We start from the raw sequence: 7,696 nt of genomic DNA, 5'->3' as shown, positions 1-7,696 counted from the left end.
CCCACCCCCAACGGGGAGGTGCCGGGCCGCAGGACGAAGTCCGGAGGCCCGGCGCCGCAGCCGAACAGCCCCGCGCAGCGGCACCGCCCGCCGCAGGCGAAACGGCGGCAACCCCCAACGGTGGGAAAGCCGAAAACGTGGGGCCCAGGCAAAGCGCAGCGGACCGGCTACCCCACGGGAACCCCCGCCTCGAGATGGAGCGCACACCCCCGCTCGCGGGCCCGCAGCGCCCACCGCAGGCGGTTCCAGCGCACCGGTGGGAGCATCGTCTCGGCCTCGGTCTCGGTCACAAAGCGCCAGTCGCGCAGTTCGGCGCAGGGCAGCAGCAGGTCCCGTATCCGCTCGCCGGTAAGCGTGCCGCCGTCGAACAGTAACCGCAGGCCGCCGTAGCCGGGCGGTTTGGGCGCTTCCCAGTCGACGACGAGCAGCCGGGGGGCGCGGGGCAGCTGGATGCCGAGTTCCTCGGCGACCTCGCGCACTCCGGCGTGCGCGGGCGGCTCGCCCGGTTCCACGATGCCGCCGGGAAATTCCCAGCCGGGCTTGTAGGTCGGATCGACGAGCAGCACCCGGTCCTCGTCGTCGAAGAGCAGCACACCGGCCGCCAGGGTCTCCGCGGTCGGCTCGGGGGTCTGCACGATGTCGCAGGCGCCGGCGCCGGTACGGACCGCCTCGGCGACGTGTTCGGCGGTCTGCCGGGGCGTGAGCCGGGTGGTGTCGACGACATGCGCATCGCCTTTGATCCACTCCAGCGCGCCGGCGTAGGGGACCAAGTGCTCCAGACACCACCGGCGTACGGACGCCGCGGCCCCGGGGTCGCCCGCGGGCTCGGTACGCTGGGCTATTCGCTGCCGCAGGATCGTTTCCTCCGCGTGCAGCAGAACATGCCGTACGGGAATCCGGCGGGCCGCGAGGGAGCCGAAGATCTCGTCGCGGTACTCCTGGCGCAGCAGCGTCATCGGGGTCACCAGCGGGCCCGGGACCTCGGTGAGCAGCGCCGCGGCGGTGTCCACGACCATCCGCCGCCAGGACGGCAGGTCCTGATAGTCGTCGATCTCCTCGAACCGCTTGGCCGGCAGCATCAACCGCAGTCCGCTGCCGAGGAGTTCGGGGTCGTAGAGCGTGCTTCCGGGAAGCAGGTCGAGCAATTCATGCGCCGCAGTGGTCTTGCCCGCACCGAACGTGCCGTTCAGCCAGACGATCACGGTGTCCCCTCTTCCCTAGACCCAGGTGAGTTGCCCGCAACACCCTGCCACGGAAACGCTCGGTAGGACGGGATGCCGGTCGGTGCATCCCCCGTCGCGAAGCCCCCGGCAAACAAGCGCTCCCCCGCCCCTCCTGTACCGAAACCCTCACCTGCACAGCGGCATCTGCCGCATATGACGGCGGCTCATAGAGCGGTGAGCGGGCACCTGTGACGCCTTCTTGGCCAAGTCGCCCGAAGCGTGGGGCTCATGACGGAACCATGGCGGAATCAAACAGAACCGAACTACAGTAAACACTCGCCAGTGACGGGTACATGACTTTCTCCACAACTCCCCACACCTCTTCCGAAGACGGAGGACGCGCATCATGCACGGAAGAATCATCGGCGTACTGTCCGCCGCGCTGCTCTGCACGGCAGGGCTGAGCACGGCGGGTCCGGGCGCTCCGCCGGCCGCGGCCGCCGCGTCCGCGCCCCGGCTGCCCGACGGACTCGCCAAGACACCGCCCATGGGGTTCAACAACTGGAACTCCACCCATTGCCGGGCGGAGTTCAACGAGGAGATGGTCAAGGGCATCGCCGACCTCTTCCTCACCAAGGGCCTCAAGGACGCGGGCTACCGCTACGTCAATCTCGACGACTGCTGGGCGCTGCCCGAGCGGGACGCGGACGGCAAGCTGGTGCCGGACCCGGCGCGCTTCCCCCACGGCATCAAGGCGGTTGCCGACTACGTCCACTCCAAGGGCCTGAAGTTCGGCATCTATACGAGCGCGGGCACCAAGACCTGCAACGAGAACGGGTTCCCCGGCGGCCTGGGACATGAGGCCTCCGACGCCCGGCAGTTCGCCGATTGGGGCGTGGACTACCTCAAGTACGACAACTGCAACAACCAGGGTGTGGACGCCAAGCAGCGCTACCGCACCATGCGGGACGCGCTGCGGGCCACCGGGCGGCCCCTCGTCTTCAGCATCTGCGAGTGGGGCGAGAACAAGCCCTGGGAGTGGGCGTCGGACGTGGGACATCTGTGGCGGACGACCGGCGACATCGACGACAGCTGGTCGAGCATGCTCGGGATCCTGAAGCAGAACCTGCCGCTGGCCCCGTACGCGGGTCCCGGGCACTGGAACGATCCGGACATGCTGGAGGTCGGCAACGGCGGGATGACGGACACCGAATACCGCAGCCACTTCTCCCTCTGGTCGATGATGTCCGCCCCGCTGCTGATCGGCTCCGATCTGCGCAAGGCGACCCCCGAGACCTTCACGATCCTGGACAACAAGGACGTCATCGCCCTCGACCAGGACGCGCTGGGCAAGCAGGCCACGGTCCTGGCGTCCGAGTCCGGCCGCTGGACACTCGTCAAGCAACTGGCGGACGGTGACCGCGCCGTCGCCCTCTTCAACGAGACCGACCGGCCACAGACGATCACCACCACCACCCAAGACGCGGGCCTCCCCCAGGCGGAGCGCTACCGGCTGCGCGACCTGTGGCAGCACCGTGACTCCCACACCGCGGGCACCATCTCCGCGACCGTCCCGGCACACGGCACCACCGTCTACCGGGTCTCCGCCACCGACGACCGGAAGTAGGAGGCAGGAGGCAGGACGTCGGAGGTAGGACGTCGGAGGTAGGACGTCGGTCCGTACCGGCTGCCCGTCAGCAGACGGGCAGCCCCGGAATCGGCTGGTCGTTCTCCCCGCCGGTGAGGTAGACGACGCTGATGTAGACACCGGTGTTCCCGCTGTCGTCATCGGTCTTGGCCCACCAGACGTTCGTCCACTTCCCGTACGTCTCGCGGCGGCCCAGCTTCGCCTGGCAGTAGAAGTAGTTGGTGCCCATGTTCAGCGTGCCGACCTGCTGGAAGGACGCGGTGTACGAGTTCGCCGTACGCCAGACATCGCAGTTGGTCTTGCCGCCGCCGATGGACGCGCACGAGGACCCCTGGGTGGGCTCACCGCCGCCGCTGCCGCCACTGCCGCTGCCGCTGCCACCGCCGCTGTTCCCACCGGACGTACCGGATGTCCCGCCGGACGAGCCGCCGGAGGCACCGCCGAACAGGCCGCCGTCATCGCCGCCCGTGCTCCCGCCACCGGTCTGGTCGCCCGAACTCCCGCCCGGTGCACCGGGCTTGGGGTTCTTGCCGGTCGGGTCGCCGGAGGGCTTGGGGGAGGCGGACGGCGAGGGGCCGGTGCCCTTGCCCTTGCTGTCCCCCTTGCCGGGGTCCTTGCTGTCGGAGGGGCTCGGGTTGCCGGCCGGCGTCGGCTTCTTGGCCGGTGGCGCCGAGTGCCGTCCGCCGTCCGCGACCTTGTCGCTCGGGCCTCCGCCGACCAGCGCGTACGTCACACCGCCGCCCGTGGCGAGGACGGCGACCACCGCCGCCACCGCGAGCAGCATCCGGCGCCGCCGTCGGGCGGGCAGCCGCTCGGTGTCGCCCTCGGACGGGTTCCGCAGCTGAGGATGGGTGCCGGTGCTGCCGACGGCCGGGCCGCTCACCACACCGGGCGGGTCGAAGCCGGGGCTGATGGCGGAGGCGGGGGTGGGGGTCCCGGACTCGGGCGGGGGTGTGGCGGCGCCCTGCGAACCCGGGCCGCCGGAGAGCCAACTGGCGGGCGGTGCAGATGAGTTGGCCGGACCGGTGGGCGCGGCACCGCCGGGTACGGAACCGGCCGGCGCGGCACCGGCGGCCGGCGGACCACCGGCCGCGGCCCCGCCCTGCCCAGTCTCCCCCTGCGGGAACTCCCGCGGCGGAGGCGGCGGCGGGACCACCCGGATGTCCGTCGCGGTCGGCAGATCCGGCGCGCCCGGCATGGGCACGGCCGCCGGCTCGCGCCCCTCGGCCACCGCCTTCAGCATGCTCCGCGCCTGGGCGGCGGACGGCCGGTCGGCCGGGTTCTTGGCCATCAGCGCATGCAGGACGGGCGCCAGCGGCCCGGCCCGCTGCGGCTCCGGCAGCGGCTCGGTGACGATCGCGGTCAGCGTGGACCACACCGACGTGCGGCGGAACGGCGCGCCGCTGCCCTCCACGGCCGCGTACAGCGTCATGCCCAGCGACCAGATGTCCGAGGCAGGGGTGGGGTCCTGGCCCTGGGCGCGCTCGGGCGGCAGGTAGTCGAGGGAGCCGACCAGTTCGCCGCTGCGGGTGATGTTGGTGGTGGCGCCGTCGCCGGGGGCCTCGATGCTGGCGATGCCGAAGTCGGTGAGCACCACCCGCCCTCCCCCGGAGCCTGAAGGGCCGGGGAGCTGCCCCCATCGGTCCAGCAGCACATTGCCGGGCTTCACATCGCGGTGCAGCACGCCCACCTGGTGGGCGGCGTCCAGCGCGTCCATCACTTCCGCGCCGATGCGGGCGATCTCCCGGGGTTCGAGGGTGCCCTGCTGTCGGAGGGCGTCGTCCAGCGAGGGGCCTTCGACCAGCTCCATGACGATGACGGGGCGGCCGTCCTCGTCGATGACGTCGTGGACGGTGACCACGCCGGAGTGCCGGATACGGGCGGCGGCCCGCGCCTCCCGCTGCATCCGGGTGCGCAGATCGGCGAGCTCCGGGGCGGAGGCGTCGGTGTAGGCGCGCAGCACCTTGACGGCGACCTCGCGGCCCAGCACCTCGTCGACGGCGCGGCAGACCACGCCCATGCCGCCGCGGCCGAGCCGGCCGGTGACGCGGTAGCGGCCGCCCAGCACCCGCCCGGTCAGATCGGCGTCCGTACCGCGCTCGGGGCCGCTCGCGGCGGCCGCCCTGGGCGCGCCGTCGCCGGGCGGCGGAGCGGCCGCCTCGCCGCTCGTTCCCTGCGGCGCACCCGGCTCATCCGCTCCGTGGTGCTCGCGCTCCCCCGGTGTCATCGTCGCCGATCCCCTCGATACCCGTGTCCCGATGGCCGTGTTCCGGCCAGTACGCCGCATGCCTCACGGAGTACGTCGTGGTCGGCAACAGACTAAGGGGCGCAGAGGGTTGGGTGGTGACCTCAGGCCAAGGGGACGAAGGCATCGAGACGGGACTGTTGTGCAGCGGCCGCGGCGGCGCCCACCACCCCGGCATCCGTCCCCATTTGGGCGGGTACGACCTTCAGGTCCGCTACGAACGACAGCGTCGCGTAGTCGCGCAGGGCCGTGCGCAACGGGCCGAAGAGGACGTCTCCGGCGCCCGCCACTCCCCCGCCGATGACCGCGATGTCGATCTCGGTCAGGGTCGCGGTGGCCGCGATCCCGGCGGCCAGCGCCCGGGCGGCCCGTTCGAAGGAGCGGACGGCGACGGGGTCACCGGCGTGCGCGGCGGCGGCGACGGCGGCGGCGCTGGTGTCGCCGTCCGGGCCCGGCAGCCAGCCGTTCGCCAGCGCCCGGCGGGCGATGTTGGGGCCGCTGGCGATCCGCTCGACGCAGCCACGGGCGCCGCACGGGCAGGGGTCGCCGTCAAGGTCGACGCTGATGTGGCCGATGTGCCCGGCGTTGCCGGTGGGGCCCGGGTGCAGCCGGCCGTTCAGGACGAGTCCGCCGCCGACGCCGGTGGAGACCACCATGCACAGGGCGTTGGCGTGGCCGCGGGCGGCGCCCTGCCAGTGCTCGGCCGCGGTCATCGCGACACCGTCGCCGACCAGCACCACCGGACGCTCCCCGGCCAGGGCCCGCACCCCGGCGACCAGCGGGAAGTCGCGCCAGCCGGGGATGTTGACGGGGCTGACGGTGCCGGCCGAGGCGTCCACCGGGCCCGCGCTGCCGACCCCCACGGCCGCCACCCGCGCCCAGTCGGGCCCCGCGGCCAGCTCCCGGACCACCTCGGCCACCGCACGCATCACCGTCGCCCCGTCCCTGTCGGCGGGGGTGGGCCGCGCGGCCCGTACGATCAGCCTGCCGCGCGCGTCCACCAGAGCACCGGCGATCTTGGTGCCGCCAATGTCGAGCGCTGCGCTGAGGTCCGTCTGCATCGGTGTCGAATCTCCTGGTGGGCCCGGGGCCGGGGTGGATCGTCCCGGCGCGAGAACGCCAGTCTTGCCGCAGTTGACAACGTTGTCCAGGGGCTATGCTCGACGGCACCCCCCGACAGCTCCGGCCGCCCCCTACAGAATCAGGACCGCACACCGTGACGGACACCGCGCAGGGCACCTCTCGTCGCTACGGCACCCGGCCCACGATGAAGGATGTCGCGGCGCGCGCCGGGGTCGGCCTCAAGACGGTCTCCCGCGTGGTGAACGGCGAGGCGGGCGTCACCCCGGACACCGAACGCCGGGTCCAGGAAGCCATCACCGCCCTGGGTTTCCGCCGTAACGACTCGGCCCGCATCCTGCGCAAGGGCCGTACCGCCAGCATCGGCCTGGTCCTGGAGGATCTCGCCGACCCCTTCTACGGGCCCCTCAACCGCGCCGTCGAAGAGGTCGCCCGCGACCACGGCGCGCTGCTGATCAACGGCTCCAGCGCCGAGGACCCGGCCCGGGAACAGGAGTTGGTGCTCGCACTGTGCGCGCGGCGGGTGGACGGCCTGGTCGTCATCCCGGCCGGTGACGACCACCGCTATCTGGAGCCGGAGATCGCGGCGGGCATCGCGACCGTCTTCGTGGACCGCCCGGCGGGCCGGATCGACGCCGATGTGGTGCTCTCCGACAGCTTCGGCGGCTCCCGGGACGCGGTCGCCCATCTCATCGCGCACGGCCACCGCCGGATCGGCTTCATCGGCGACCAGCCGCGGATCCACACCGCGAAGGAGCGGCTGCGCGGCTACCGCGCCGCGATGGACGCCGCCGGACTGCCGGTCGACGAGTCCTGGGTGGCGCTGGGCTCCACCGCCCCCGAGCGGGTCCGGGCCACGGCCACCGCCATGCTGGACGCCCCCGAGCCGGTCACCGCCCTGTTCGCCGGCAACAACCGCGTCACGGTCACCGCCGTACGCGTCCTGGGCGAACGGCCGCGCCCCGTCGCCCTGGTGGGCTTCGACGACTTCGAACTTGCCGATCTCGTACGGCCCGCGATCACGGTCGTCGCCCAGGACGCGGCGCGGCTGGGCCGGACGGCGGGCGGACTGCTGTTCCGCCGCCTGGAGGGGATCGCCGACGCGCCGCAGCGGGTGGAGATCCCGACGCGGTTGATCGCTCGGGGCTCGGGGGAGATCCCGCCGCCGTAGACGGGTTTCTCCCCACGTTTTTGGCTTTCCCACCGTGGGGGTGTTGCGCCGTAGCGCCTGCAGCGGGCTGGTGCCGCCGCGCGGGGCTGTTCGGCAGCGGCACCGGACCTGCACGGCTCCGCCGCTACGGCCCGGCACCTGCCCGTTGGGGGGTGGAGAAAACCCGTGGAAGTGTACGTAAGCGATCATGCGCGTGCAGTGGACGCACTACGCCCGCCCCCACCCAGGTTTTCCCACCCACCCACGGGAGGGGCCACGCCGCAGGACGAAGTCCGCAGGCGTGGCACCGCACCCGACAACACCACGCCCGCCGCTGGGGGTACCTCCCACGCCCTTCAGGCAGTGGGGGAGCAACGGCGAACAACCCCTACGGCGGGACGGCCGACAGC

4 protein-coding genes and 1 pseudogene are annotated in these 7,696 nt (G+C 72.5%); 2 read left to right on the top strand and 3 right to left on the bottom strand.

Translation table 11 applies throughout. The annotated features are described in order from the left end of the window. Positions 1-167: 167 nt before the first annotated feature. The gene (locus tag AB0D04_RS41775; protein WP_362712646.1) at positions 168-1,202 is read right to left on the bottom strand and encodes an NUDIX domain-containing protein; all 1,035 of its coding nucleotides are present in this window, start codon (positions 1,200-1,202) and stop codon (positions 168-170) included. 367 nt (positions 1,203-1,569) lie between these two features. Between AB0D04_RS41775 and AB0D04_RS41770 the strand changes: the two are divergent. Then, positions 1,570-2,772 (top strand): annotated as a pseudogene (locus AB0D04_RS41770) (glycoside hydrolase family 27 protein); the annotation flags it as partial. Between the two features lie 85 nt (positions 2,773-2,857). On the opposite strand, the gene AB0D04_RS41765 reads toward AB0D04_RS41770, so the two are convergent. Together AB0D04_RS41765 and AB0D04_RS41760 are read right to left on the bottom strand one after the other, a co-directional pair. Then, on the bottom strand, positions 2,858-5,038 hold the full coding sequence (locus tag AB0D04_RS41765; protein ID WP_362712645.1) for a protein kinase: 2,181 nt from the start codon (positions 5,036-5,038) through the stop codon (positions 2,858-2,860). Positions 5,039-5,160: 122 nt separating this feature from the next. Beyond that, positions 5,161-6,117, bottom strand: a complete 957-nt coding sequence (locus AB0D04_RS41760; RefSeq protein WP_362712644.1) for an ROK family protein — start codon at positions 6,115-6,117, stop codon at positions 5,161-5,163. A gap of 155 nt (positions 6,118-6,272) precedes the next feature. On the opposite strand from AB0D04_RS41760, the gene AB0D04_RS41755 reads away from it, so the two are divergent. Continuing rightward, on the top strand, positions 6,273-7,307 hold the full coding sequence (locus AB0D04_RS41755; RefSeq protein ID WP_362712643.1) for a LacI family DNA-binding transcriptional regulator: 1,035 nt from the start codon (positions 6,273-6,275) through the stop codon (positions 7,305-7,307). Positions 7,308-7,696: the final 389 nt, after the last annotated feature.

This window comes from Streptomyces sp. NPDC048483 (assembly GCF_040651455.1).
Lineage (GTDB): Bacteria > Actinomycetota > Actinomycetes > Streptomycetales > Streptomycetaceae > Streptomyces.
The sequence above is the reverse complement of the archived record's forward strand: the minus strand, read 5'-3'. Positions and strand labels throughout refer to the sequence as shown.